The 25,031-nt window shown below is 50.7% G+C and carries 28 protein-coding genes; 8 read left to right on the top strand and 20 right to left on the bottom strand.

Annotated features, from left to right (window positions below):
* Positions 1–174: 174 nt before the first annotated feature.
* Genes JWZ98_RS07675 through JWZ98_RS07660 form a run of 4 tightly spaced genes read left to right on the top strand, consistent with a single transcriptional unit; the run spans position 175 to position 3,750 of the window.
* Positions 175–2,130, top strand: a complete 1,956-nt coding sequence (locus tag JWZ98_RS07675) for a BRCT domain-containing protein (RefSeq protein WP_205453845.1) — start codon at positions 175–177, stop codon at positions 2,128–2,130.
* Positions 2,127–2,912: a hydroxymethylpyrimidine/phosphomethylpyrimidine kinase gene (locus tag JWZ98_RS07670; RefSeq protein WP_205453844.1), complete on the top strand. Its 786-nt coding sequence runs from the start codon at positions 2,127–2,129 to the stop codon at positions 2,910–2,912. The genes JWZ98_RS07675 and JWZ98_RS07670 overlap by 4 nt, the downstream gene beginning before the upstream one ends.
* Positions 2,909–3,535 carry a thiamine phosphate synthase gene (thiE, locus tag JWZ98_RS07665; RefSeq protein WP_205453843.1) on the top strand — a complete coding sequence of 209 codons (627 nt, stop codon included), beginning with the start codon at positions 2,909–2,911 and terminating at the stop codon, positions 3,533–3,535. The genes JWZ98_RS07670 and thiE overlap by 4 nt, the downstream gene beginning before the upstream one ends.
* Positions 3,536–3,540: 5 nt before the next feature.
* Positions 3,541–3,750, top strand: coding sequence for a dodecin (locus JWZ98_RS07660; RefSeq protein WP_033157405.1), 210 nt, complete (start codon positions 3,541–3,543; stop codon positions 3,748–3,750).
* Between the two features lie 4 nt (positions 3,751–3,754).
* Here JWZ98_RS07660 and JWZ98_RS07655 read toward each other — a convergent pair whose 3' ends face one another.
* The 15 genes from JWZ98_RS07655 to JWZ98_RS07585 all read right to left on the bottom strand — a co-directional run bounded on the left by JWZ98_RS07655 (position 3,755) and on the right by JWZ98_RS07585 (position 15,117).
* Positions 3,755–4,804, bottom strand: a complete 1,050-nt coding sequence (locus JWZ98_RS07655; protein ID WP_171694745.1) for a hypothetical protein — start codon at positions 4,802–4,804, stop codon at positions 3,755–3,757.
* 102 nt (positions 4,805–4,906) lie between these two features.
* Positions 4,907–5,827, bottom strand: coding sequence for a pyridoxal-phosphate dependent enzyme (locus JWZ98_RS07650; RefSeq protein WP_240348257.1), 921 nt, complete (start codon positions 5,825–5,827; stop codon positions 4,907–4,909).
* Entirely contained in the window at positions 5,824–6,642 is an 819-nt protein-coding gene (folP, locus tag JWZ98_RS07645) for a dihydropteroate synthase (RefSeq protein ID WP_205453841.1), read from the bottom strand. Before folP ends, JWZ98_RS07650 begins: the two co-directional genes overlap by 4 nt.
* 131 nt (positions 6,643–6,773) lie before the next feature.
* On the bottom strand, positions 6,774–6,992 hold the full coding sequence (locus tag JWZ98_RS07640; protein ID WP_033157401.1) for a Nif11-like leader peptide family natural product precursor: 219 nt from the start codon (positions 6,990–6,992) through the stop codon (positions 6,774–6,776).
* Positions 6,993–7,215: 223 nt separating this feature from the next.
* Positions 7,216–7,704 carry a flavin reductase family protein gene (locus JWZ98_RS07635; protein ID WP_205453840.1) on the bottom strand — a complete coding sequence of 163 codons (489 nt, stop codon included), beginning with the start codon at positions 7,702–7,704 and terminating at the stop codon, positions 7,216–7,218.
* A 54-nt stretch (positions 7,705–7,758) separates the two neighbouring features.
* A complete protein-coding gene (lysS, locus tag JWZ98_RS07630) occupies positions 7,759–9,255 on the bottom strand; it encodes a lysine--tRNA ligase (protein ID WP_205453839.1) in 1,497 nt (498 codons plus the stop codon).
* 38 nt (positions 9,256–9,293) lie between these two features.
* A complete protein-coding gene (locus JWZ98_RS07625; protein WP_205453838.1) occupies positions 9,294–9,662 on the bottom strand; it encodes a DUF5615 family PIN-like protein in 369 nt (122 codons plus the stop codon).
* Positions 9,659–9,889, bottom strand: a complete 231-nt coding sequence (locus tag JWZ98_RS07620) for a DUF433 domain-containing protein (RefSeq protein ID WP_033157397.1) — start codon at positions 9,887–9,889, stop codon at positions 9,659–9,661. The genes JWZ98_RS07625 and JWZ98_RS07620 overlap by 4 nt, the downstream gene beginning before the upstream one ends.
* Before the next feature lie 69 nt (positions 9,890–9,958).
* Complete coding sequence (locus JWZ98_RS07615; protein ID WP_129871371.1) at positions 9,959–10,192, bottom strand: hypothetical protein; 234 nt, start codon at positions 10,190–10,192, stop codon at positions 9,959–9,961.
* Positions 10,193–10,243: 51 nt separating this feature from the next.
* Positions 10,244–11,341: a peptide chain release factor 2 gene (gene prfB, locus JWZ98_RS07610; protein ID WP_171694740.1), complete on the bottom strand. Its 1,098-nt coding sequence runs from the start codon at positions 11,339–11,341 to the stop codon at positions 10,244–10,246.
* An 85-nt stretch (positions 11,342–11,426) separates the two neighbouring features.
* The gene (gene lgt, locus JWZ98_RS07605; protein WP_205453837.1) at positions 11,427–12,215 is read right to left on the bottom strand and encodes a prolipoprotein diacylglyceryl transferase; all 789 of its coding nucleotides are present in this window, start codon (positions 12,213–12,215) and stop codon (positions 11,427–11,429) included.
* A 95-nt stretch (positions 12,216–12,310) separates the two neighbouring features.
* The gene (locus JWZ98_RS07600) at positions 12,311–12,625 is read right to left on the bottom strand and encodes a non-heme iron oxygenase ferredoxin subunit (protein WP_205453836.1); all 315 of its coding nucleotides are present in this window, start codon (positions 12,623–12,625) and stop codon (positions 12,311–12,313) included.
* A 35-nt stretch (positions 12,626–12,660) separates the two neighbouring features.
* Positions 12,661–13,422 carry a class I SAM-dependent methyltransferase gene (locus JWZ98_RS07595; RefSeq protein WP_240348350.1) on the bottom strand — a complete coding sequence of 254 codons (762 nt, stop codon included), beginning with the start codon at positions 13,420–13,422 and terminating at the stop codon, positions 12,661–12,663.
* 19 nt (positions 13,423–13,441) lie between these two features.
* Positions 13,442–13,894: a Fe-S cluster assembly sulfur transfer protein SufU gene (sufU, locus tag JWZ98_RS07590; protein WP_205453835.1), complete on the bottom strand. Its 453-nt coding sequence runs from the start codon at positions 13,892–13,894 to the stop codon at positions 13,442–13,444.
* Positions 13,894–15,117: a cysteine desulfurase gene (locus JWZ98_RS07585; RefSeq protein WP_205453834.1), complete on the bottom strand. Its 1,224-nt coding sequence runs from the start codon at positions 15,115–15,117 to the stop codon at positions 13,894–13,896. The genes sufU and JWZ98_RS07585 overlap by 1 nt, the downstream gene beginning before the upstream one ends.
* Positions 15,118–15,197: 80 nt before the next feature.
* Between JWZ98_RS07585 and JWZ98_RS07580 the strand changes: the two genes are divergently transcribed.
* Complete coding sequence (locus JWZ98_RS07580) at positions 15,198–15,758, top strand: Uma2 family endonuclease (RefSeq protein WP_205453833.1); 561 nt, start codon at positions 15,198–15,200, stop codon at positions 15,756–15,758.
* Here JWZ98_RS07580 and sufD read toward each other — a convergent pair.
* The 5 genes from sufD to JWZ98_RS07555 form a co-directional block, all read right to left on the bottom strand.
* On the bottom strand, positions 15,753–17,042 hold the full coding sequence (sufD, locus tag JWZ98_RS07575; protein WP_205453832.1) for a Fe-S cluster assembly protein SufD: 1,290 nt from the start codon (positions 17,040–17,042) through the stop codon (positions 15,753–15,755). The two genes, JWZ98_RS07580 and sufD, sit on opposite strands and share 6 nt — an antisense overlap.
* A complete protein-coding gene (gene sufC / locus JWZ98_RS07570; RefSeq protein ID WP_205453831.1) occupies positions 17,039–17,788 on the bottom strand; it encodes a Fe-S cluster assembly ATPase SufC in 750 nt (249 codons plus the stop codon). Before sufC ends, sufD begins: the two co-directional genes overlap by 4 nt.
* A gap of 608 nt (positions 17,789–18,396) precedes the next feature.
* On the bottom strand, positions 18,397–19,176 hold the full coding sequence (locus JWZ98_RS07565; RefSeq protein ID WP_205453830.1) for a hypothetical protein: 780 nt from the start codon (positions 19,174–19,176) through the stop codon (positions 18,397–18,399).
* 481 nt (positions 19,177–19,657) lie between these two features.
* Complete coding sequence (gene sufB / locus JWZ98_RS07560; protein WP_205453829.1) at positions 19,658–21,106, bottom strand: Fe-S cluster assembly protein SufB; 1,449 nt, start codon at positions 21,104–21,106, stop codon at positions 19,658–19,660.
* 15 nt (positions 21,107–21,121) lie between these two features.
* Positions 21,122–21,571 carry an SUF system Fe-S cluster assembly regulator gene (locus tag JWZ98_RS07555; RefSeq protein WP_205453828.1) on the bottom strand — a complete coding sequence of 150 codons (450 nt, stop codon included), beginning with the start codon at positions 21,569–21,571 and terminating at the stop codon, positions 21,122–21,124.
* A gap of 320 nt (positions 21,572–21,891) precedes the next feature.
* Here JWZ98_RS07555 and JWZ98_RS07550 point away from each other — a divergent pair, with 320 nt between their 5' ends.
* The 3 genes from JWZ98_RS07550 (at position 21,892) to JWZ98_RS07540 (ending at position 25,025) form a co-directional block, all read left to right on the top strand.
* The gene (locus tag JWZ98_RS07550) at positions 21,892–22,572 is read left to right on the top strand and encodes a polysaccharide deacetylase family protein (protein ID WP_240348256.1); all 681 of its coding nucleotides are present in this window, start codon (positions 21,892–21,894) and stop codon (positions 22,570–22,572) included.
* A 172-nt stretch (positions 22,573–22,744) separates the two neighbouring features.
* Positions 22,745–23,704, top strand: a complete 960-nt coding sequence (locus JWZ98_RS07545; protein ID WP_205453827.1) for a glycosyltransferase — start codon at positions 22,745–22,747, stop codon at positions 23,702–23,704.
* A 58-nt stretch (positions 23,705–23,762) separates the two neighbouring features.
* Positions 23,763–25,025, top strand: coding sequence for a putative O-glycosylation ligase, exosortase A system-associated (locus tag JWZ98_RS07540; protein WP_205453826.1), 1,263 nt, complete (start codon positions 23,763–23,765; stop codon positions 25,023–25,025).
* Positions 25,026–25,031 lie beyond the last annotated feature (6 nt).

Here is a 25,031-nt window from a genome sequence, read left to right as displayed (position 1 = left end):
ATCAACGCTTGTTCCCAATAAAACTTTATATTAAGCCCATGTCACGCGATTTCCTACCGTTGACATGATCCTCTTGAAAGATAGATGCTTCGGCGGGCGAGTTCTCTCTCCCGCCTTTTTTTTGCGATATTATCCTCTATAATCGCCGCCCTACCCGACACATCTATCCCCGGCATGCTTACCGACAGTCAAAAAGCTATTCTTTTGAAGACCACGCTAAGTTCGAACGATCTTGGTGAGAATCGTTTTTGCGAATTGTGCACACACGCGGATTTGCTGCATACCGTGACGGACAGTGAATTAGTGACGTTCCTGGAGATTGCCAACGCTTTGTATCGCGGCGGCGAACCGATTATCAGCGATGCCGATTACGACTTCGTTTATCTGGCAGAACTGAAAAAACGTCAGCCCGAGCATCCGCTGCTGCACACAGTCGAGCCGGAACCCGCTTTCGCGGGTAAAACCGTCGATCTGCCAACCGTGATGCTCTCCACCGACAAAGCCTACAGCCGCGACGAGGTGGAACGCTGGGCCGGCCGCATCGAAAAAGCCGCACTTGAGCTAGATAAAAACTTTGCCGAGCTGATCTTTAAGGTTACCCCCAAGCTCGATGGTTACGCTGCCTATGACGACGGCCGGATGCTATATACCCGCGGCGACGGCCGCAAAGGTACCGACATCACCCGCGTATTCGAACGCGGCTTGCAAGTCGCCAATCAAGACCAGCGAGGCCTGGGCGCCGGCGAAATTGTGGTCAGCCGCAGTTATTTCGACGCCAATCTGGCCGAGTTTTTTGATAACGCCCGTAACTTCCAGGCCAGCGTGATCAAAGAAAAGGAACTGGACGAGCACGCCGAACGCGCCATCGCCGATCATGCGGCGGTGTTTTATCCGTTTGCTATATTGCCTTGCTGGGAGGGAGTCTGGCAGGACCTGATCGACAACTTCGAAACCATCGTCAAAGACATCTGGCATAAGTTGGATTACGACGTTGACGGCGTGATTCTGGAAATCGTCGACGAGCAACTCAAACAAGCGATGGGCGCCACCCGCCACCATCACCGCTGGCAGCTGGCTTACAAAGAAAACCTGGAAACCGCAGAAGTCACCGTCATCGGCGTCACGCCGCAAACCTCGCGCTCCGGCCGCATCACCCCGGTCGCCGAGTTGGAACCGGTGCGCCTTAGCGGCGCCCTGCTCTCCAGAGCCACCGCCCATCATTACAAAATGGTGCAGGATAAAGGCATAGGCCCAGGTGCGCTGATCCGCTTGGCTCGCTCCGGCGAAGTGATCCCCAAAATCGAGGCCGTGCTGCGTCCGGCCGAGCCGGAAGTACCTAGTGCCTGCCCCAGCTGCGGCCACGAATTGATTTGGGACAACGACTATTTAGTCTGCCCCAACAACCTGGAATGCCCGGCGCAAATCAGCAACAGCATGGAACATTTCTTCCGGGTGCTGAAAAACAACGACGGCTTCGGGGCTGCGACCATCAAGAAGCTTTACGAAAACGAAATCCGAAGCGTCGACCAGATTTACGCCTTAACCGCCGCAGAATTCGAAAACATGGGCTTCGGCCCCAAGCAATCGCAAAACCTGGTCGATCAATTGCTGCGCAGCCGCAACGAAGCCATCGAAGACTGGCGTTTTCTGTCCGCGTTTGGGGTATTTCGAATGGGTCTGGGCAACTGCGAACGGCTGCTGGCACATTATGCGTTGCCGGAGATTTTCAATCTCAGCGAAGCGGACATCGTCGCTATCGAGGGCTTTGCGGAAAAAACCGCCGCGGTAATCACTGAAGGCTTTGGCAAAATCAAACCTTTATTCGACAGCCTGATGGCGCTAGGTTTTACTCTGATATCAACGCAAAACCAAGCTACCGACAACGCCCATCCGCTAGCCGGCAAAACCTTGGTGTTCACCGGCACCCTACACAGCGGCAGCCGCGACGACTTGAGCAAACTAGCCAAAGCAAAAGGCGCTAAAGTCGGTAGCTCGGTGTCGGCGAAAACCGACTATCTGGTCGCTGGCGACAATGTCGGCGCCAATAAAACCAACGCCGCTCGCGAGAAAGGCGTCAGCGTCATCAGCGAACAAGAGTTTCTAGCCTTGCTGAATGGAGACGGCTTATGAGCCGCAACCGCCCGGTGGTAGTCTGTTTTTCCGGCCACGATCCCAGCGGTGGCGCCGGTGTGCAAGCCGACATCGAAGCTATCATCAGCCACCAATGCCATGCGGCTAGTGTGATTACGGCGTTAACCGAACAGGACAGCCGCAACGTCAAGACGCTGATTCCGCAACAGCCGGAGGACATTCTCACTCAGGCAAAAACCCTGTTGGCCGATTTTAAAGTCTCCGCATTCAAAATCGGTTTGATTGGCGACGCCGCTGTAGCCGAAGCGATTGCGCAAATTTTGCGGCAACATCCGGCTATTCCGGTGGTACTGGACCCGGTACTGGCGGCGGGCGGCGGCACCGAATTGGCCGGCCAGCAATTAATTGATGTCATCGTCGAACAACTGCTGCCGTTGACCACCTTATTGACGCCCAACAGCGAGGAAGCCCGCCGTCTGTCCGGGCAAAACGATTTGGGCGACTGCGGCCGTTTCTTGCAGGGCAAAGGCGCCGAATACGTGCTAATCACCGGCACCCACGAAAGCTCGGAACTGGTACATAACCGTTTGTATATGCCCGACAATCTCAATGAAACCTTTAACTGGGAACGTCTGCCGCACAGCTATCACGGCTCGGGCTGCACGCTGGCCAGCGCCAGCGCCGCGCTGCTGGCGCAAGGTCTGGATGTATTTACCGCTGTCAGCGAAGCTCAGGAATTTACTTGGCAGTCGCTGGCCGCCGCCTACCGTCCGGGACAAGGTCAATACAACCCCGACCGGCTGTTTTGGGTAGAAGCATGAAATTTCCGCGTCACGGTTTGTACGCCATCACCCAGCCCGAAAACAAAACGATTTCCCAAATTGTAAAAGACGTCGAAGCGGCCTTGCGCGGCGGTGCCAGAGTGATTCAATACCGCGACAAAAATCCGCTGGATGCGCCGCAATTAGCGAGGCTTTTGTTGAAAGTTTGCCATGCTTACGATGCTCCGCTATTGATTAACGATAGCGTCGAGTTGGCGATGAGTGTCGGTGCTGACGGTGTGCATCTAGGTCGCGACGATGGCGAAATCGCCACAGCGCGGCGCCTATTGGGTCCGGACGCCATCATTGGGGTATCGTGTTATAACGATGCGGAAAAAGCACAGAACATGGCCGCAGCCGGTGCGGATTACGTCGCATTCGGCCGCTTCTTCCCGTCGGGATCGAAGCCGTTGGCTGCGCCCGCCGAGATTGCCAGCTTGGTCCGAGCCAAACAATCGGTAAACGTGCCCATAGTCGCTATCGGCGGCATTCTGCCCGAAAACGGTGGAACTTTATTGGCGGCGGGCGCAGACTTATTGGCGGTGATAGGCGGCGTATTTGACCATGAACCGGAAGCGGCCGCGCGCGCCTATCAAGCCTTATTCAACCCTCAAGCGGAGTAAATAACATGCCAGAACATGTCTATCAAAAAGTCGAACTAACCGGCTCATCCAGCCTAGGCATCCAACAAGCCATCGAGAACGCCGTCGCCAAAGCCGGCGAAACCATCCAAAACATGCGTTGGTTTGAAGTGGTAGAAACCCGCGGCCATATCGATAACGGCAAGGTCGCGCATTGGCAGGTCACCATTAAAGTGGGTTACACGCTGCCGCACTAGGCGATTAGACGCCGCTAAAGCGAATATAACGCCTTAGCGGCGAGCCGGCAGCCCAGACGAAAGCCTCGGTGTAGTAATGCATCAAGGCCAAATATCCAAGAAAACCCAAGGTGACGGCCTTATAAATTTGCGTGGAAAACAGGGTTTGCAGCAATAAATTGACCAGATCGTCGCCATAAGCCTGTAACAGGTAGGTCAACACAAACGACAGCAGCGGCAATACCAGCCAAACGGGTAATCGAATCGCCGTTGCAGCTCGGAACAAATTATTCTGCGGCTGTTCGCTGTGGCGATTCACATCGTGAGTCACGTAAAAACTATAAGCGGTGATGTCGTGCACCAAGCGCGGCATCAAGATCGCCAAGAAATAGTATTGCTGGCTGTAAACATACCAACTGCTAACGACCAGCAGTGTGTTGGCCCACAAAAAATAGATACCCAAGCGGCTGGGCACGTAACGTTGGCAAAACACCGTGCTGATAACCAAAGCCGTCGTCAGCACGCTGGCAATTTGCAACACCAACGCCGCTTGTTCAGGCTCCAGGCTATTTTTTAAAAATATCCCCATGTAGATAAAAATCCCTGCACTAACGCTGAGCCACAATTGCAGATAAAACGCCCAATTAGGCAAACGACACACTGCCTTGGCGATACCCTGCTGTTGCTTCAAAACGTGATATACCGTCCAGCAAGCGGTAATGATGTATAGCGCACGATATGGAATAAACAGACTGCCGATACCGAAAAACACCATGATAAACAAAGTCATGGCGATTAATTTGCCTTTAAAGGCTTGCAGATAGTCCTGATGACTGACCAACAATAGGTTACTAGCGACGATATGCGGAGTACCGAACAAAATTTGAAACAACAAAAAATGGGTCGGGCTACTGGGCAGCATATCGCGTAATGCGAAATTGAAGCCGAATTCGTCTAGCCAAAGAACCAATAAACACAGCGGCACAATGGCGTACAAACTCAGTAAAAAGCGGAAAGACACCGCCAGTTTATTGCTACTTTTTTGCTCGGGGAATGAAATGATCTGCGCAACCACGGTGCCACCTTGTTATTATTTTTTAGGCAGCGGCTATTATCACCATTTTGGGTAATGACTCAATATCTATCTGATTTTTAACTGGTAACACGACAGGGAATATTACTTGCGCTTGCCGTGCAAACCACCCGTATGGATTGCCACTATTCGCTGCCCAGCGGGAAAATACCCCTTCCGAATTAAATCGTAGAGCGCAAACAATAATTTTCCGGTGTAGATCGGTTCCAGCTCGATACCGTGTTGCCGTTGAAAATCCTGCATAAACGCCAACAAAGCCGGCGTCGTTTTGGCGAAACCGCCGAAATGGTAATCCACTAAAATTCGGCAGTCCGCATGACTGTTCATTCCCTGTTTATTCAGCAATTGCTCGACATCGTTGATTAGAAAGTCGCCACCCTTCAGCGCTGCCACACCGATAGCCTGTTGATTTAGCGGCGAGGTAAGCAAACCTGCCAAAGTGGTGCCCGTGCCGCAGGCAACGGCCAGCGTATCAAAGCCGACGTCAATTTCATCGACCAGTTCGGCAACGCCTTGCAAAGCCAAGTCTGTAGCTCCGCCTTCCGGCAACCAATATTGGCCGGCCTGCAGTTCAGGTAAGCTGTCGTGACCTTTGTAGTCGCGCAATTGCCTGTAGTCGCTACGCGACACAAAACGCAGCTCCATGCCCCAATCAAGCAAATCATGCAGCGTGGCATTAAGTTGCGTGGGCCGCTCGCCGCGAATATAGCCTATGGTTTTCAGCCCCAAGGCTTTACCGGTAAAAGCCAGGGCGTGTAAATGATTGGAATAGGCGCCGCCCATGCTGACGATACTGTCGGCGCCATTGTGTAAGGCCTGATTGAGGATATATTTGAGCTTGCGCCATTTATTGCCGGAGATAATCGGATGTAGCAAGTCATCGCGCTTGATCCACAACTCCAACTGTCGGTTGGTTAACTCTGGGTCGTTGATCTTAGTCAGCGGCGATACCGCCAATTTAGCCTGCAATACCTGCAAACGCAGATCTAGATCTAGATCTATCACTGCGCCAGCTTGATGGCCCACGCCACATCCGCTGCCTGCCGGTTGGCTTTGACATCATGAACCCGAAACATTTGTACCCCCGCCATCACCCCTAACGCCGTGGTCACGGCTGTCGCGGTAACCAACTCTGCGGGTTCGCTGACATTGCAGATGCTACCCATGAAGCGCTTGCGGCTGGTTCCCAATAACACGGGATAACCCAAGTCGACGAAGCGGGATAAATGCGCCAACAGATCGATATTGTCCTGTTTGCCTTTGCCAAAACCGATCCCTGGATCTATCGCGATGTTTTCCGGCAACACGCCTGCCGCCAATGCTTCTGAAATGCGTTGTTGCAAAGCGGTGAGTACCTCGGTCAACACGTCGTCGTAATGCGGCCTATCTTGCATGGTTTTGGGCGTGCCCTGCATATGCATCAGGATGATGGGAAGTTGCGTTGTTGCCGCAAAAGCCAACATCTTAGGGTCGCCTTGGCCGGCCGAGACATCGTTGATGATACTCGCCCCCGCCGTCACCGCTGCTGCTGCAACCTGGCTTAAGGTGGTATCTATACTGATTTGAACTTGGGGATTGTTCGCACGGATCGCGTTAATCACCGGCACCACTCGGCGAATTTGCTCATCCGCCATAACGGGATCGGAGCCAGGCCGCGTCGACTCACCGCCGACATCGATAATATCGGCGCCTTCAGCGATCATTTTTTCAGCTTGAGCTATCGCTGCAGCCACGCCAGTAAATTTGCCGCCATCGGAAAAACTATCGGGAGTGACATTGAGTATCCCCATCAGTTGGGGAGCGTGGATAGCATTGAACATGTTTGAAAACTCCTCGATAGCCGCAAACGTGTAGTTTACCGTTGTCGAGTCGTTTTTAGAATTTACCGGCTGCCGTTTTGCCTTACCGATAACGGTGCCACCCCGCCGGGAGGCAGGATGGCACTCAATCGTTAAACTCTGAGCAGAGCTTTGGCAAGTTTTTCTGAAAGCTGTTCTTCAACAAATTGCGGTTCGTTGGGTGGATACAATTCCACTTCATCGATTTCGAACCCGTATTCCTTACCCAATAACAATAGCTCCTTGATTTTGAGACAGGCTTTCAGCTTTTCTTTCAAGCCCTCATCGCTTTTGGATTTTTCAGAAAACTCTTTGATAACCTTGATTGACATTGATAACTCCGTGATAACTCTGAAAGATGGATTAAATCCAATCTCTCCTAAGCAAAAAATCGGCCATATCTATATGACCGTTATTTTTCATGCGGTTCATGGCGTTACAAATCAACAAACCCGGCAACAATCGCGTCTATTCACACACAATTCATAAGAAATTTGTCGGGTATACGACAATTGTCTGCTCTATCAAGCAACAATTCGCAACGAGGATTTTGGCTTAATCTTGCGCCGCCACCGTGCGGTAAGCAGAATGATAGTAAAGCAAAGGCTCGCCTTCCCGGCAAACCACGCTATCGACTTCACCGATAATCACCCAGTGGCTACCGGCCTGAACTTGTTGCACTACCCGACACTCCAGTGCCGCCAGAGCTTCGCTCAAAATAGGCGCGCCATTTTCACCGGCTTGCCAGGCGATACTGGCAAAACGCTGTTCTTGGGTGGTACTGCCGGCAAATTGATTGGAAACGTCTTCTTGTGCACTATTCAGAATATTCACGGCGAAGCGGCGGCTTTCTAACAGCGCAGCGCCGGTATCGGTCGCTTGGTTGAGGCAGACCAATATTTGCGGCGGCTCCACGGACACGCTGCTAAACGCCGTGGCGGTCATGCCTCGGGGCTGATTATCGCGCCCTTGGGTTGTCACCACTGTCACACCGCTGGCCCATAATTTCAGGGCATTTTTAAATTCTTTGGCTTCAACGCTCATAATTTTCTCTTAGATCCAATAGCGATAACACGGCATAGTCGTCTGATTGTGACATCAGTTTTTGGGACGCATGTGCGGGAACAACAGCACGTCGCGAATGCTCGGTGAGTTGGTAAACAGCATCACCAAACGGTCGATACCAATGCCCTCGCCCGCGGTCGGCGGCATACCATGCTCCAGCGCGGTAATGTAGTCGGCATCGAAATGCATGGCTTCGTTGTCGCCGGCTTCTTTTTCCTCGACCTGTTTCTGGAAACGCTCGGCTTGGTCCTCAGCATCGTTCAACTCGGTAAAGCCGTTGGCAATCTCGCGGCCGCCGACGAAGAATTCGAAACGGTCGGTGACATGCGGATCGTTGTCGTTACGGCGTGCCAACGGCGACACTTCCACCGGGTAAGCAGTGATAAAGGTCGGATTCATCAAACGGTGTTCGACGGTTTTTTCGAAAATCTCGATCTGTACCTTGCCCAAGCCATAACTGTCTTTCACCGGAATCTTTAAATTCTCGGCAACTTTCACGGCCGCTTCCCGAGTCGTCAGATCAGCCAAAGTCAATTCGGGGTTGAAATGCAAAATCGACTCCAACACTGTCATCCGCGCGAACGGTTTGCCGAAATCGTATTGATCACCTTGATATTCAATAACGCTATTACCTACCACATCTTCGGCTATGCCTTTCAGCATCGCTTCGGTCAGGTCCATCAAATCGCCGTATTCGGCGTAGGCTTGGTAGAACTCCATCATCGTGAATTCGGGGTTGTGGCGGGTCGACAAACCTTCATTGCGGAAGTTACGATTGATCTCGAACACCCGCTCGAAGCCGCCGACCACCAGCCTTTTCAGGTACAGTTCCGGTGCGATACGCAGATACAGCTCCATATCCAACGCATTATGGAAGGTAGTGAACGGTCTTGCAGTCGCGCCGCCGGGGATGACTTGCATCATCGGCGTTTCTACTTCCAGGAAGTCGCGCGCAATCAAAAACTCGCGGATGTAATTGACGATTTTCGAACGCATCAGAAAGGTTTTGCGCGTCTCGTCGCTCATGATCAAATCCAGATAACGCTGACGGTATTTGATCTCTTGATCGGCGATACCGTGGAATTTTTCCGGCAGCGGCCGTAAGGCTTTGGTCAGCAGTCGAATGTCATCGACTTTGACGCTGAGTTCGCCGACCTTGGTTTTGAATAAGATGCCTTCCGCACCGATAATGTCGCCGATATCCCACTTCTTGAACTGGTCGTTGTAAACCCCTTCCGGCAGATTATCGCGCGCGACATAGACCTGTATCTGTCCGGACATATCCTGTAAATGGCAGAAACTGGCTTTGCCCATGATACGCCGCGTCATCATCCGCCCGGCGATCTTCACCCGAATCGGTTCGGCTAATAATTCCTCTTCGGATTTATCGCCATATTCGGCCAGCAATTCGCCGGCCACCACATTACGCCGAAAATCGGTCGGAAATGCGATACCTTCTTCGCGTAGTGCGTTTAGTTTTTCGCGGCGTTGTTTGATCTGTTCTTGTTCGTCGTGTTCGAGTTCTGACATTTTCAAAAATTATTAATAGAGATAAATTAGGCTTAAATTTAGCGACTTAAGGGCAACAACCTTACTCTTTCGCGCAATTCGTCGGCAACGATCAAAGCACCATTATCAAGCTCCGTTTTGAAGCGGTGCAACAATTCAATAGCTCTCGGTCCGAGCACTTGTGGTGAAATATTTTGGGTACGAATTTGAAACACGCTCGGTGCTTCCACACCGGTCAACGCTAACAGCGCGCCAAAATCCAAATCGTGGGTAAATACCACGACTTCATTTTCCCTGGCCCATTTAAATAACTGAACGTCTGGAGCATCCGCAGGGCCGACTGTGGACCAGTGTACGGAATCGAACCCTGCTTGGTTTAGCACACCTGTCCAAGCAGGGGATAAATTCATGTCCAATAATATTTTCACGCGGCATTCAATGGTAACTCAATCTCCTCGGCTCTCCACGCGGCGAAACGAAGGGCTTCCGTAACATCATCGGCTTCCAAATAAGGGTACAACTCCAGTATCTGTTCGGTCGAATAGCCACTGGCCACCAAACCAACAAGCATTCCCGCTGTCACCCTTAGTCCTCGCAGACAGGGTTTTCCGCCCATCACCGTAGCGTCAAACGTAATCCGTGAAAAACCTTTCATAGTCCCTCCGACAGTAAATTCAGAGCTTGAAGTAAAGCGGGAGCGTTTCCCTATGATGCCCAGTGTGCGTCAATCAGTTTTAAGTAATGCTAGAATCGCAACAATTAGGCTTGCAAATGCTATCACCAAAGAAGCGATTGCGATTTTGTTGGATATTGTCGCTTGAGCTAAAGCACGCTCGGCCATGCGCCGACGTTCTTCTGCTCTAATCATTTCATGAACCCAAGGGTCTCCAGAATGCCCATACGCATCCACGAGTTCATGATCAGATAAAGATGAAAATTCGTTGTTATTTTGTGTCATTCAAACACACCACTCATGCTTTGGCGACGACGTAATTAATGATTATCAAACTTACAACCCGCTCTTCAAACTAGCCTCAATAAACTGATCCAGCGAGCCATCCAAAACCGCCTGGGTATTGCCGGTTTCGACATTGGTACGTAGGTCCTTGATGCGGGATTGATCCAATACGTAGGAGCGAATCTGGCTGCCCCAGCCGATGTCGGACTTGGAATCTTCAATCGCCTGCAAGCCTTCGCTACGTTTCAGCATTTCCATCTCGTACAGTTTGGCTTTTAGCTGCTTCATCGCCGTGTCTTTGTTTTTATGCTGCGACCTATCGCTTTGGCATTGGGTGACGATGCCGCTGGGACCGTGGGTAATCCGCACTGCGGATTCGGTTCGGTTGACGTGCTGACCACCTGCACCGCTGGCGCGGTAAACGTCGATACGCAAGTCGGCGGGATTAATGTCAATTTCCACATCGTCGTCGATTTCAGGTGAAACAAATACCGAGGCAAACGAAGTGTGGCGGCGGTTGCCGGAATCGAACGGCGATTTTCTCACCAAACGATGTACGCCGGTTTCGGTGCGCAGCCAGCCAAAGGCATACGGCCCTTCGAACTTGATAGTCGCGCTCTTGATGCCGGCCACGTCACCCGGCGATTCCTCGATTAATTCGGTCTTGAAGCCTTTCGCCTCGCCCCAACGCAAATACATGCGTTCGATCATGGATGCCCAATCCTGCGCCTCCGTACCACCGGAACCGGCCTGAATATCCAAAAACGCATTGTTTGGGTCCATTTCCCCGGCAAACATGCGTTGAAATTCCAACGCCGCGACTTTCTTTTCGTACTCTTCGAGATCGGCGGCCACGGTATCGACGGTATCCTCGTCGTTTTCTTCCACCGCCATCAACAGCAATTCTTCAGCGTCGGACAGGCCTTGTTCCAGCTCCAGGATGGTATTGACAATGCCTTCCAGCATCGCCCGTTCCTTGCCCATGGCTTGCGCTTGTTCCGGCTTATTCCAAATCGCCGGATCTTCCAGCTCGCGCAGCACTTCCACCAAACGCTCACTTTTTGTATCGAAATCCAGATAGCTTTTCAGACCGGCGCTACGCTCACGCAGGTCGGCTATCTTGTATTTAATGGGATTAATTTCTTGCATGAACTCTCAAAACCGAAACAGATACCCCAACGGGGCAGCATACGCCGGGCAACCCCGGCGATTAAAAGCCGGGGATTATAAACGATTAAGCGACAGGCTTGGGCTGATGGTTTTTCATAGCCCACACGATACAGCCAATGCCGGCCAGCACGAACGGCACACTGAGTAGCTGGCCGGTGGTGAACATCACCCCGGTGTCGTACATGGCTTGTTCGGTTTTAAAGTATTCCAGGACAAACCGCACGCTGAACAGCATGCTGATGAAACAGCCAAACACAAAACCGGGTTTATCCGCGTGTTTTTTATAAATCGCCAACGAAATCCCATAAATCAGCAAATAACACACTGCTTCGTATAGCTGTACCGGATGACGCGGCAGCGGATCGATCCGCGCAAACACCACGGCCCACGGTTGCTCTGACGGAATCCCTAAAATCTCGGAGTTGAAAAAATTGCCGATCCGGATCAGTGCACCGGCCAACGCGGTCGGGATACTGACCCGATCCAACAACCAGAAATAACTATCGCCGTATTTGCGCCGGTATAAATACAAGGCCAGAATGATACCAAGCGTCGCGCCGTGGCTGGCTAACCCGCCTTCCCAAACTGCCAAAATTTTCAACGGGTGAGACAAATAATAAGCAGGATCGTAGAGCATGGTATGACCCAGGCGCGCACCGACGATGGTGGCGATCACCATGTACCAAAGCAGCGTATCCAGCTCTTCAATGTTTTTGCCTTCGCGCTGGTAAATCCATTGCATAGTTAAAAAACTGCCGACAAAGCCGGATGCGAACATCAAGCCGTACCAACGGATTTTCAAGAAGCCGAAGTCGACGAGAATAGGGTCTATATTCCAGATGAAGTGTTCCATGATGATACGGGAGTTGTTACGGTTGAATCGCGAAAGAGCGGGAATTCTAACGCCGACTGGCTTTTTTCGCCGTTTATCTTTTGCCTGGCGCCGGTTTAGTTAGGATTCTCGACTTGTATCCGGCCGTCAACTATCCGCACCGCAAAAGTAGCCACATCTTCGTAAGCCGGCGCACATTTTACCGCACCGGTTTTCACGCAAAATCGGGCGCCGTGGCGCGGGCAGACGATTTCGTCGCCATCCAGCTCGCCACTGGCGATTTCGGCACCATCATGGGTGCACACATCTTCGATCGCGTAACATTGGTTGTCGATTTTAAAAATCGCCACATCGGTGCCATCGACATCGACCAGCACATGCTCGCCGTTTGCCAGTGCCGATTCGGCCACCACATCTATCCAATCACTCATGCTTGCCTCGTTTGGGTTGAGCTGCGTCTGCCAATTTATTTCAGATAAACGTCGTATCGGAGCAATTTGCCCTGATAGCTTTCGCTCGGCTTGCCGCCTAGGGGTTCCGCGTAATCAGGACTTTTCACCACCACACGTTTACCGGTCGCCCGCCAGGCGGCGGCAAATAAGTCCGCCCTGTCCAGGTCATCACCTAAAATATCGCGCAGTATCGCCATCGACTTTCGCGTCGCTGCGGTTTGTTTACGCTTGGGAGGAAACATCGGGTCCAGATAAATACAATCCGGTGCCTCCGATAAACCGCCCAGTAATTCGATGGCGTTACCGACCATCAGCGTGGGCGTTTGCAATTGACGATTCTTCATCCAGTCTTTTTGCGCCAGACGCTGAAAACCATCCTTGATCAACTCGGCCATTACCGGAGAGCGCTCAATGCACTGCACCTCGTAACCCATGCGAAACAAGGCCAAGCTATCTTGCGCCCACCCCGTTGTGGCATCGATAAGGCTTTTGGTTTTCTTGCCAATGGCCTGCGCCAACAAGTCTTTTTTGGGGGCCGGATAAGAGTGTTGTTCGCCGGGACGTGGATCGATTTCGACTATCAAGCCGCCTTTTTTCAAGGTTTGCTTGTCCAGCAGTTTTAGGCAGCCGTCCCGATAGCAAAGAAAACACGCTTGCGGGGATTCCGCAGATAGATCCGGCAATGCCAGCAAGGGCCAAGCCAAGCGCTCGGCTAGCGCCTGACTGGCGGACAACACCGAATCATCGGCATAGACCACCGCCCCCTTTTCCGACAATTCCACCACGAGCGATAAATTACTCGGTAGAAATAGACTGGGCTTCGTTTTTCAAAGCGGCATCCAAGGTATGCCAAGCCAAAGTCGCGCATTTCACCCTGGCAGGATATTCGCGCACGCCGGCCAATACCGCCAGTTTACCGATGGCCTCCAGATTGATGTCTTCGGTTTTGCCGGTGGTCATTTCGTGAAATTGTTTGAACAAGGCATCCGCTTCCGCCTCGGTTTTACCTTTAACAATCTCGGTCATCAACGATACGGACGCCGTGGAAATCGCGCAACCGGAACCTTGGAAACTGGCGTCACTGATCACATGATCGTCGATTTTCAAAAACAGCGTCAGCCTATCGCCGCACAAAGGGTTGAAACCTTCCACTTGGCGATTGGCATCAGCCATCACCCGGAAATTGCGCGGATTGCGGTTGTGGTCGAATATGACCTCTTGGTATAGATCGCGTAAATCTTCAAACATTAGCCGAACACCTCTATTAGGGATTGGATGCCTTGCATCAACACATCGATTTCTTGGCGGGTATTGTACATGGCAAACGAGGCCCGCGCCGTGGCCGGAACGCCGTAAAAATCCATCACCGGCATCGCGCAATGGTGACCGGCGCGGATAGCGATGCCCAAACTGTCCAACATGGTGCCGATGTCGTGCGGATGAATCCGGTCCAGAGTGATCGACAAAATACCGCCCTTGTGCGCTGCCTGGCCGATGATGTTCAGGCCCTTGATCTGCTCGGCTTGCTGAGTGGCGTAATCCAGCAGTTCGGCTTCGTAGGCGGCGATGTTGTCCATGCCAATACCGCTAACGTAATCGATTGCCGCACCCAAACCGATAATTTCGGCGATGGCCGGCGTGCCGGCTTCAAATTTATGCGGCAGACCGGCGTACTCGGTCTTGGCGAAGGTCACCTGCCGAATCATATCGCCACCGCCCTGGTAGGGCGGCATGGCTTCCAGCAAAGCCTGCTTGCCGTAAAGTACGCCGGTGCCGGACGGCCCGTAAATCTTGTGGCCGGAAAACACGTAAAAATCGCAATCCAGGGCTTGCACATCCACCGCCATATGCGGAATCGCCTGCGCACCATCCAATAACACCGGAATGTTTTTGGCATGGGCGGCGGCAATAATCTGCTCTACCGGATTGATCGTACCCAGCGCATTGGACATTTGAGTGATCGCTACCAGCTTGGTATTGGCGTTCAACAGTTTTTCGAACTCGTCGAACATCAACTCGCCCTGCTGATTCATCGGCGCGACCTTCAGCACCGCACCGATCTGCTGGCAAAGCATTTGCCAAGGCACGATATTAGCGTGATGTTCCATCGCGCTGATGACGATTTCATCGCCGGCTTTGAGTTGCGATTTGCCGTAGCTTTGCGCCACCAGATTGATCGCCTCGGTGGCACCGCGCACGAAAATAATTTCCTTCGTGCTCGCGGCATTGATAAACGCCCTGACCTTTTCCCGCGCCCCTTCAAACTTATCCGTGGCGCGAACGCTTAAGGTATGCACGCCGCGATGAATATTGGCGTATTCGTGGCTATAGGTGTGTACGATGCTGTCGATGACCGCTTGCGGCTTTTGGCAACTGGCGGCGTTATCCAGATACACCAGGGGTTTGTTACGGATGGTTTCGCCGAGAATCGGAAAATCGGCGCGGATTTGTTCAACTGGAAATATGCTCATCGCTAACTATTTGGTTTAATTGATTTCGTCTGTACTAAACACTAGAATCGAGGCCGTCGATTCGCTAATGGGATAACTCTATGGTCGCCGTCTTTCCGCAAAAACACCTCACCGACATCGCCGAATGGCATCGCATGGGCGAGGCCGGGATTTTTCCGCCCGAAAGCCGCTTGGAACTGATTGAAGGAGAAATTCTCACTATGTCACCGATAGGGTTTAATCATGCCAGTCACGTCAGTCGTTTAACCCGCAATTTCATCCGATTACTGGATGACGGCGTTTCGGTTCGCATACAAAGCCCCATTCAATTAGGAGACTTATCCGAGCCGGAACCTGATTTAGTTTTAGCCAAAGCGGATACCGCCGACTACACCACCCGCCATCCCAACGCAACCGACGTCTTGTTGCTGATCGAAGTCTCCGACAGCACGCTGCGCTTCGACCGAACTCAAAAACTGCGCCTGTATGCCACCCACGGCATTACCGAATACTGGATCGTCAACCTTATCGACCAGTGCCTGGAAGTGTATCGGCAACCGCAAGACGGCGACTATCTAGATCAATCCGTGCTGACAACCGCCGATAGCATCGATCTATTAGCGTTACCGGCGCTTCAGGTCTCGGTCGCGGCTATCTTATAAACTGATCGCCGGAAACCGCACCAACAACTGCTCCAACAGCAAGGCTTTCAATTCGGCATTCTCGACCTTATCCACCATCTCGTTGGCAAACGCAAAGGTCAGAATGTTGCGGGCCGCCTCTTCGTCCAGGCCGCGCGATTGCAGATAAAACACCGATTTTTCTTCCAACTGCCCAACCGTCACGCCATGCGAACATTTCACGTCGTCGGCATAAATCTCCAACTGCGGTTTGGTATCGACTTCCGCATCCGCCGATAGCAGCAGGTTGCGGTTGTTCATTTCCGAATCGGTACGCTGCGCATCTTCGGCCACGATCACCCGGCCCTGAAACACCCCACGCGCCTTGTTATCCAACACGCCTTTATAAAACTCGCGGCTAATGCCGTGCGGTTTTAAGTGGTTGATACGGGTATGGTTGTCGATATGCTGGCGCTTGCCGGCCACAAACAGCCCGTTCAAGGAACATTCGGCTGCCGTATCCAGATCGCTATGAATATCGCTACGCGCCAGGCCGCTACCCAAGGCAAAATTGTGATGATTGAAGCGGCTATCCCGCGCCTGCTTAACATAGGTGCCGCCAAAATGCTGGGCCTTTTCGCTTTCCAGTTGTACTTTGTACAGCGTCAACCCCGCATTGCTGCCCAACAGACATTCATTAACCGAGGCGGTGAAATAGCTATCGACGCTACCCACATAGGTTTCGATGATTTCCGCTTCGGCTTGCTCGTGGATCACCAGCAAATTACGGGTCGCCGCCAGCGCATAGGTTTGAGTAACCACGTGCAGAATCTGCAAGGGCTTATCCAATTGCTGTTTAGCAGCCACTTGGATCACTACACCGTCGGCAAACCAGGCATTATTGAACGCCACTAGATTATGTTCAGCGCTGCTCACAGCTTGACCCAATCTGCTTTCCAGCCAGGCGGGATTATCTTGCAAAGCCTGTTTCACACTGGAAACAGACACCTGGCCTGACAAATCTTGCAGCCGAGACAAGGACGCGGAAAATTGGCCATTAACTAACACCACACTCGCAGCATCCTCCAAGCGATATTGATTCAACCAATCTTCATCGACCAGCTGGCTGGCACTGGGCGCAAACACGGTTTTATTCAACGCCGACAGATTGGTATAACGCCACTCTTCTTCGCGATTGCCGGGAAAACCGCTGACCGCGAAAGTCTGCAAGCCTTGCTGTCTAAAGCCTTGCAACCAAGGCAAATCCAGGCCCGGCAAGCTAGCCGCAAACGCCGGATAGGCTGTCAAATACGCCGCGCCGCTCATGCCGCTTGCCCTTCCAGCCAGCTGTAACCGCGCTCTTCCAATTCCAGCGCCAGTTCCGGGCCACCGGACTTGACGATCTTGCCGTCGGCCAACACATGCACCACATCCGGCTTGATGTAATCCAGTAAGCGTTGGTAATGGGTAATCATCAGGAACGAACGCTCGGCGGAACGTAGCGAGTTAACACCCTCGGCGACGATACGCAGCGCGTCGATGTCCAGGCCGGAATCGGTCTCGTCGAGAATGCACAGTTTCGGTTCCAGCACCGCCGCCTGCAAAATCTCGTTGCGCTTCTTCTCGCCACCGGAAAAACCTTCGTTAACCGCGCGGTACAAAAACTTCTCGTCCATCTGCAACAATTTGACCTTGCTTTTGACGATGGTCAGAAAATCCATCGCATCCACTTCCGGCAAGCCGTGATGCTTGCGCATGGCATTCAGCGCGGCTTTTAACAGATAGATATTGCTGACGCCGGGAATTTCCACCGGGTATTGAAACGCCAGAAACACCCCTTCGCGGGCGCGGATTTCCGGGGCCAATTCCAACAGGTCCTTGCCGTTATAAGTCACGCTGCCTTCGGTAACGGTATAGCCGGCTTTACCGGACAATACGTGCGACAAGGTACTTTTGCCGGCACCATTCGGCCCCATGATGGCGTGGACTTCGCCTGGGTTTATATCCAGGGTTAGGCCTTTTAATATGGGTTTGTCGTTGATGGTTACGTGGAGATTTTTGATGCTGAGCATACGTTTAGTCACCTAAGTTTTTTAAATAATTCCGAACCTTATCGTTCCCACGCTCCGGCGTGGGAACGCAGTTGCGACGCTCCAGCGTCACCATTGGCCTGGCTAGGTTGAATAACCCAGCATTTAAATTATGTGTCGCTAACGCGACAGTTTTTTTAAAGTCGGGTCTCGGCCCGACAGCCGAGATACTTTTCTTTGCATCGCCAAAAGAAAGTATCCAAAGAAAAGGCGACCCGGATGCCGCTTGTTCCCTGCGCTCCAAAGCTTTTGAGCGGGGTTGCCGAAAAGGGCTCCTGCCCCTTCGGCAACGCGATGCATCCCTGCATCGCCCCTGCGGGCTGATCCGCTCAAAAGCTCCGGTGCTCTGCGCGGCATACGGGAAGAAAAACCATCGCAAATTCAAAAAAACTCTGAAAATTTAGGTCCGATTAGTAAAGCGTAATCGGACGAATTTTTAGTATTTGAACCGGCTCGATAAAATCCAACCAAAAATATCTTCTCTCCGCCACCCGGAAATATCGACCCTATATTCAATACCGTTCGCTCGATTACGCTTCACTAATCGGACCCAAACGGACCTTTAATTATCTTTAGGATTTAAAAATGAATCATTTATGCGATGCATTCCTTTTCCTTCTATAAAAATCGATCGCTTCAAAAACTAAAGTTAGCCCACTACCTAACAGAAATGCAATAACTAAAACGGGCACAAATTTTCTTGTAATCTCTAACGCATTTAGTTCAGGTAAAAACTTGCTTCCAACTATAAAAACGACAAACGTTGCAGCAAACCCCAACAAAACCGAAGTAATCGCCCGAAGACGCCTAAAGCTTGCATTATCCTGATAATCTTCTAAAGAAGAATCTATGTGTTTATCAATAAGCTCATATATCTGCCCGAATAATTCATTTGATTCTTTTTCACTTCCAGGCTCCAAAAGCCTAGCTAACTCGAAAAACTTATCCTTTATCTCAAAATCGAACATTATTGTATCAATTGGCTTGGATTTATCCCGTATTTCCAGGATTGACTGATTAATTTTTTCAGAATACTCTGACTTTTGTTCTATATCCAAATGTCGACTCCGTTGAAGCCTAAGAGCTACATCTTGGAGAATAGAAATCGCAGAGCAACTAGTTCCCAAGTTAACCGAATAGCTTCTCTCTGAAGCCGCAACAAAATTATCAATTATATCTTCAGAAATCTCTTGCTTATTGATGATGTAACTTTCAACCAAATCAATTAACTCATCAATAGCATGTTTTTTTCTCTCAACAGATGCAGAGATCGAATCATTCTTTTGAAACCTATAAAAAACATAGGAAACAATAATACCGATTAAAATAGAAACAATTGAAAGCCAATTATTTTCTAAAAATAAAATCACGATAAACTCCTATATCGTTGAAAGCATCCTACAATTCCATCCCACATCCGACACAAACAAAATAATCTAACCACTAGCAATCCCGCTACGGGGGTTGTTCCCGTTATTCCGCCCCGAGCATCGCAGCTTTTGGCGAGATCAGCCCGCAGGGGAGCGGCAGGGATGCCGCTCGTTTTCGGAGGGCCAGGGATGGCCCTTCCGAAAACCCTCGCCAAAAGCGAGAAGCGCAGGATTAAGGCGGAATTCCGGGTGGCCTTTTCTTTGGATACTTTCTTTTGGCCAAGCAAAAGAAAGTATCTCGGCTGTCGGGCCGAGACCCGACTTCAAAACAACCAGTCGCGACAGCGACACAACCCCTAAAGACGCTGGAGCGTCCAACCCCCGCATTCCCACGCCGGAGCGTGGGAACGATAAAAACAAAAGCCGCCGTGTTGGGTTACGGCTACCGCCTAACCCAACCTACAAAACCGCAAAAACCCTTTTAACCAACCGCCCCTTCCAAACTAATCCCCAACAACGCCTGCGCCTCCACCGCAAACTCCATCGGCAATTCCTTAAACACTTCTTTACAAAAGCCATTCACAATCATCGACACCGCATCTTCCGCGGACAAACCGCGCTGCTGGCAGAAGAACAATTGGTCTTCGCTGATTTTGGACGTGGTCGCTTCATGCTCAACCTGAGCGGTCGGCTGTTTCACTTCCACATACGGAAAGGTATGCGCGCCGCATTTATCACCGACTAACAGCGAATCACACTGGGTGTGATTGCGCGCGTTTTCGGCCGATTTAGCGACCTTCACCAAGCCCCGATAAGTGTTTTGCGCCCGACCAGCGGAAATCCCTTTCGATACGATGGTGCTGCGGGTGTTTTTGCCGATGTGAATCATCTTGGTACCGGTGTCGGCCTGTTGCAGGTTGTTGGTCAAGGCCACCGAGTAAAACTCGCCAACCGAATCGTCGCCCAGCAACACGCAGCTTGGATACTTCCAGGTAATCGCCGAGCCGGTTTCCACTTGGGTCCAGGACACTTTGGAGTTATGCCCGCGGCATTCGGCGCGCTTGGTCACGAAATTGTAGATACCGCCTTTGCCGTCCTTGTCACCCGGATACCAGTTTTGCACGGTGGAATATTTGATCTGCGCATTTTCCAAAGCCACTAACTCCACCACTGCCGCATGCAACTGGTTTTCGTCGCGCATCGGTGCGGTGCAGCCTTCCAGATAAGAAACGTGCGAACCTTCGTCGGCGATGATCAAGGTCCGTTCGAACTGGCCGGTGTTGGCGGCGTTGATTCTGAAGTAAGTGGACAATTCCATCGGGCAACGTACGCCTTTGGGGATATAAACGAAGGAACCGTCGGTAAATACCGCTGAATTCAAGGCGGCGAAAAAATTGTCGCCGGTAGGCACTACGCTACCGAGATATTGCTTCACCAAATCCGGATGTTCGTGCAGGGCTTCGGAAATCGGACAGAAAATCACGCCGGCGTCTTTCAATTTGCCTTTGAAGGTAGTAGCTACCGACACACTGTCGAATACTGCATCCACTGCAATCCCAGCCAGTCGCTCTTGCTCGTCGAGCGGGATGCCGAGTTTTTTATAAGTATCCAGCAATTCCGGATCGACTTCGTCCAAGCTTTTAGGACCGGCTTTTTTTGATTTGGGCGCGGAGTAATAGCTGATGGCTTGATAATCGATAGGATCGATCTTGAGTTGTGCCCAGTCTGGCGACGGCATGGTCTGCCAATGTCGAAAGGCTTTCAGCCGATATTCCAACATGAACTCCGGCTCGTTTTTGACCTGGGACAGCCGGCGAATCACGTCTTCGTCCAAGCCCGGCGGAAAGGTATCGACTTCCAGTTCGGTCACAAAGCCTTGTTTGTATTCCTGGCTGATGAGATGTTCAATTTCTTGGGCGCTAGTAGACATAATCGTTTTCAATAATTAGCGAAACAACTGGTTAACCGGAATAGAGACTTCCTCCGGCTGTTTAAACGGCATAATCAGATCGGCTAAAGTGACCGACTCGAGCGCGTTGGCAATTTTTTGGTTGATCAAATGCCAGTTGCCTTGTATCCGGCAACCGCTGGCTTGATCGCAACCCTTGTGCGATGCCGAGCACTCAGTCAACGCAATCGGCCCTTCCAAAGCGCTAATCACGGTTGCCACGGTAATTCGGCTCGGCTCTCTAGCCAACGCATAACCGCCCTTGGCACCCCGCATGGAACTCAACACGCCAGCCTTGAGCAATATTTTTAATATTTTGCTGACTGTAGGCTGCGCGATGCCTGTCGCTTCTGCGATCTCCAGGGCACCGTGCACGCGACTCCTGTCTCTAGCCATATAGCTCAAGATAACAGTGGCATAGTCCGTCAACTTACTCAGCCTTAACATTACACTCTCTTTTCATTTAGTACTATTTTAGTCTTATTTAAATCCTGAGTAAATAGCTTGGTTATTAAAAATCTTACTTTCGCATGGACACCGCTTTTTTGGGTTTTCGCGCACTGCGCTATCTGGCTTAGCATCCCGGAAAAACAGCCTGAGATAACTTTTCCCTGAAAATCTTGGTTTTTTGCAATACACTTATTTTTAAGGAACGAAACATAAGCCATTTGATAAAAGCCATGTCCCAAACTCGCAGCCCTATTGTTTTGATGTATCACGGTACGCCAGACGCTCAACCCGAGTCGCATTACTCGATAAGCGCAGACTTGTTTGCCAAGCATTTACGGCATCTACAGCAAGAAGGTTGGACAACTGTTTTGTTCAAAGACTTGCAAAGTGCCAAATCGCTACCTGAAAAAAGTGTGGTCATTACTTTTGATGATGGCTACGAAGACAACTATTCGGGGGCTTTTTTGCCTCTGATGGCGCTTGGGATGAAGGCCACATGGTTTATCGCTACCGATTGCATCGGCGGTCATGCCCATTGGCTAGGCAAACCATCTACTCAGACACGGATGCTAACGGCGGAACGCTTGCTTGAAATGCATACAGCCGGAATGGAAATTGCCTCGCACACCTGCTCGCATCCAGACCTATCCTTACTCAGCTCCGACCAACAACAATTCGAACTTTCAAAAGCCAAAACCGTTCTTGAAGATTTATTGTCAACCCAAGTCAGCAGCCTGGCCTATCCCTTTGGCAGATTCAACTCGGATTCAATCACCATAGCCGAACAGACAGGCTATAGCATGGCTTGCACCACCCGCCCCGGCTGGTTTGATAGCGAACCAAACCCTTACCTAGTTAGGCGTATTGCCATATTCTCCGGCGACAGCGTCAGCACACTAGCCCGCAAACTAAACTTTGCGGACAACGACGTATCGTGGAAAAAGATGACTCGCTACTATGCGAACCGTGTTTGGGATAAACTGCGTCATTCGAGTTGATGGCAAATACCAATGCAGCGTTTAGCGTCGCTATGAACCAACAGCGATAAACAGCGCATAAATTCGTCCCCACCAGAATTCAATACTTTTACGCCGAGCCGAAAACCTAAAACCCTAAGAACATGACTTTGCCCGGCAACTCTTTACCACTCCCTGCATTTAGATATCGAAAATGAGCCTGGAAAAAGCCTCTAAAAAGCTCACATTCGCTTTTTGCACTTACAACCGAGCGGAAAGGCTAGAGAATCTGGTCTTTGCCATGCGCGCACAATCTTGTCCGATTCCATTTGAAATTCTTGCTGTCAACAATAACAGTAGCGACGCGACAAGCGAGGTATTGAAACAACTTCAGCAACTACCCGGCCCGACGCTCCGCTGGGTGCACGAGCCCAACCAAGGCATAGTCGCAGCGCGCAACAGAGCCATACAAGAGGCAATCAATTCCGACATTCTGGTGTTTATCGACGACGATGAACTACCTTTAACCGGACTTTTAGAAACCGTTACACACGCATATTTAAGCGAAGGCGCCGAATGTGTTGGCGGACGAATCGATATAGACTTTACGCACCATAAGCGTCCGGAATGGCTTGACGACGAATTGTTGGGATTTCTAGGTGCGCTAGATCACGGCAAACAAGCTTTCTGGATAGAAGACAGCACCACACCGGTTTGGGCCGGCAACATTGCATACGACATGGCGATATTCCGAAACGATCCGGCATTGCGCTTTGATCGCAGGTATGACCGCAAAGGTAAAACCATAGGAGGAGGCGAAGATGTGATGATGTTTAATGTGCTGCTCCAGCAAAAGCGCCGAATACGTTACCGCCCGGACATGGCAATACTTCACGCCGTCGAACCTTGGCGACTCCGGCGGCGCTACTTTTTAGATGTTCATTTTCTGGCCGGCTATCGCGGAGCGATTAATGACTTTCCGGTCTACCATCGCACCTACCTGGGCATACCGCCATTCTTAATCTCGCAAATTGTCCGCCAAACTTGGCAATGGCTTGCATTGGCATTTACCGCAAAACATAGCCTGCGCCAGGCAATGAATGTCAGCTACTCTCTCGGACAAATATGTGGCTGTTTTTCACGTTGGAAAAACAAATTATTAATAAATAATTAAATTAAGCTGTCCATTAAAAGCTTAGTTAAATGCATTAAAACCTACTAAATTAAACTCCGTGCGCGACATAGTTGTTCTTATTTTTCTGATATGCTGCATAGTTGCCGCATTAAAAAAACCATGGTGGGGCGTGCTATCATTAGCAATATTCAGCTACTTGAATCCGCACGCCTATGCCTGGGGAGCGGTACGTTCGCTACCGGTATACTATGTGTTATTTTTGGTAGTTGTTGTCAGCACGTTCAACACCAAAGATAAACAGCCCATCCCTAAAGATTGGCGAATTTCAGTTTTTATAACACTTTGGTTCTATTTTATATTTACCACAACCCAATCGCCTTTACAGGATATTGCCTGGGAAAAATTTTTGTTCGTCTCTAAGGTATTTGTGCCATTCTATTTCACATGGGTACTCATCAATACCAGAGAAAAACTCTATTATTTGATTTCAACCATAGGCGCCTCTATCGGCCTTGTTGCAGTTAAAGGTGGTATATTTGCCATCCTAACCGGCTTTGGTCACCGCGTATACGGCCCCCCCAATACGCAATTCGAAGACAACAATTTATTTGCCGTTGCGATGTTGATTGCAGTGCCATTGCTACTAGTATGGGAAAAAGAAGTACGGAAGAGCTGGCTTAAAAAAGGAATATTGCTATCCATTCCTATCATTTATGCCGCTTCATTATCATCATGGTCGCGAGGGGCATTACTTACCATGATCGCTCTGACGTTTACGCTGATCTCAAACAGCAAACGTAAATACTTGATGATACCCCTGGTAATCGGCGGTACATTTTTTGTAATCCCCTATTTGCCTGAAGAATGGTTCGGACGCATGCACACTCTGGAAACCTATGAGGAGGACGCATCCGCCATGTCACGTATCGAAGCATGGACAGATGGCTGGAATCATGCACTGAGCCACCCGTTTACCGGGGCGGGATTCGATGGGTGGATACATGTCACGATGCGTGATTGGCACAGTTCTTACGTAGAAATGCTTGCTGAGCATGGCTTTATTGCATTCGGATTATGGATTTCGCTGATACTGGGTAGCGTTCTTGGCTTAACCCGTTTATCAAGTCAAGCGAAACGAGTAGATGGCATGGAATGGGTACGCCATTACAGCCTAATGGTCAGAACCTCGATCATTTGCTATATGGTTGGCACCGCTTTCCTCGGTTTATCCTACTGGGATTTGATTTATCATTTAGTATTTATATCGATGTTAATTAAAAAATTCGCATTACAAGAGTTTTCGGAAAAAGCACGCACAAATGAACAGCAGTACAAAAAAAATCGAAATATAATAATTTAGCCACCA

It is taken from the genome of Methylomonas sp. EFPC1 (genome assembly GCF_016925515.1).
GTDB classification, from domain to species: Bacteria; Pseudomonadota; Gammaproteobacteria; order Methylococcales; family Methylomonadaceae; genus Methylomonas; species Methylomonas defluvii.
Note: the sequence above shows the minus strand (reverse complement) of the source record. Positions and strands in the feature narration are given on the sequence as shown.

What these genes read in the sequence shown, in the direction of transcription:
- JWZ98_RS07675 (WP_205453845.1), top strand. Translation starts at nt 175, where the DNA reads ATGCTTACCGACAGTCAAAAAGCTATTCTTTTGAAGACCACGCTAAGT.
- JWZ98_RS07670 (WP_205453844.1), top strand. Translation starts at nt 2,127, where the DNA reads ATGAGCCGCAACCGCCCGGTGGTAGTCTGTTTTTCCGGCCACGATCCC.
- thiE (WP_205453843.1), top strand. Translation starts at nt 2,909, where the DNA reads ATGAAATTTCCGCGTCACGGTTTGTACGCCATCACCCAGCCCGAAAAC.
- JWZ98_RS07660 (WP_033157405.1), top strand. Translation starts at nt 3,541, where the DNA reads ATGCCAGAACATGTCTATCAAAAAGTCGAACTAACCGGCTCATCCAGC.
- folP (WP_205453841.1), bottom strand. Translation starts at nt 6,642, where the DNA reads ATGTTCAATGCTATCCACGCTCCCCAACTGATGGGGATACTCAATGTC.
- JWZ98_RS07640 (WP_033157401.1), bottom strand. Translation starts at nt 6,992, where the DNA reads ATGTCAATCAAGGTTATCAAAGAGTTTTCTGAAAAATCCAAAAGCGAT.
- JWZ98_RS07635 (WP_205453840.1), bottom strand. Translation starts at nt 7,704, where the DNA reads ATGAGCGTTGAAGCCAAAGAATTTAAAAATGCCCTGAAATTATGGGCC.
- lysS (WP_205453839.1), bottom strand. Translation starts at nt 9,255, where the DNA reads ATGTCAGAACTCGAACACGACGAACAAGAACAGATCAAACAACGCCGC.
- JWZ98_RS07620 (WP_033157397.1), bottom strand. Translation starts at nt 9,889, where the DNA reads ATGAAAGGTTTTTCACGGATTACGTTTGACGCTACGGTGATGGGCGGA.
- JWZ98_RS07615 (WP_129871371.1), bottom strand. Translation starts at nt 10,192, where the DNA reads ATGACACAAAATAACAACGAATTTTCATCTTTATCTGATCATGAACTC.
- prfB (WP_171694740.1), bottom strand. Translation starts at nt 11,341, where the DNA reads ATGCAAGAAATTAATCCCATTAAATACAAGATAGCCGACCTGCGTGAG.
- lgt (WP_205453837.1), bottom strand. Translation starts at nt 12,215, where the DNA reads ATGGAACACTTCATCTGGAATATAGACCCTATTCTCGTCGACTTCGGC.
- JWZ98_RS07600 (WP_205453836.1), bottom strand. Translation starts at nt 12,625, where the DNA reads ATGAGTGATTGGATAGATGTGGTGGCCGAATCGGCACTGGCAAACGGC.
- sufU (WP_205453835.1), bottom strand. Translation starts at nt 13,894, where the DNA reads ATGTTTGAAGATTTACGCGATCTATACCAAGAGGTCATATTCGACCAC.
- JWZ98_RS07585 (WP_205453834.1), bottom strand. Translation starts at nt 15,117, where the DNA reads ATGAGCATATTTCCAGTTGAACAAATCCGCGCCGATTTTCCGATTCTC.
- JWZ98_RS07580 (WP_205453833.1), top strand. Translation starts at nt 15,198, where the DNA reads ATGGTCGCCGTCTTTCCGCAAAAACACCTCACCGACATCGCCGAATGG.
- sufD (WP_205453832.1), bottom strand. Translation starts at nt 17,042, where the DNA reads ATGAGCGGCGCGGCGTATTTGACAGCCTATCCGGCGTTTGCGGCTAGC.
- sufC (WP_205453831.1), bottom strand. Translation starts at nt 17,788, where the DNA reads ATGCTCAGCATCAAAAATCTCCACGTAACCATCAACGACAAACCCATA.
- sufB (WP_205453829.1), bottom strand. Translation starts at nt 21,106, where the DNA reads ATGTCTACTAGCGCCCAAGAAATTGAACATCTCATCAGCCAGGAATAC.
- JWZ98_RS07555 (WP_205453828.1), bottom strand. Translation starts at nt 21,571, where the DNA reads ATGTTAAGGCTGAGTAAGTTGACGGACTATGCCACTGTTATCTTGAGC.
- JWZ98_RS07545 (WP_205453827.1), top strand. Translation starts at nt 22,745, where the DNA reads ATGAGCCTGGAAAAAGCCTCTAAAAAGCTCACATTCGCTTTTTGCACT.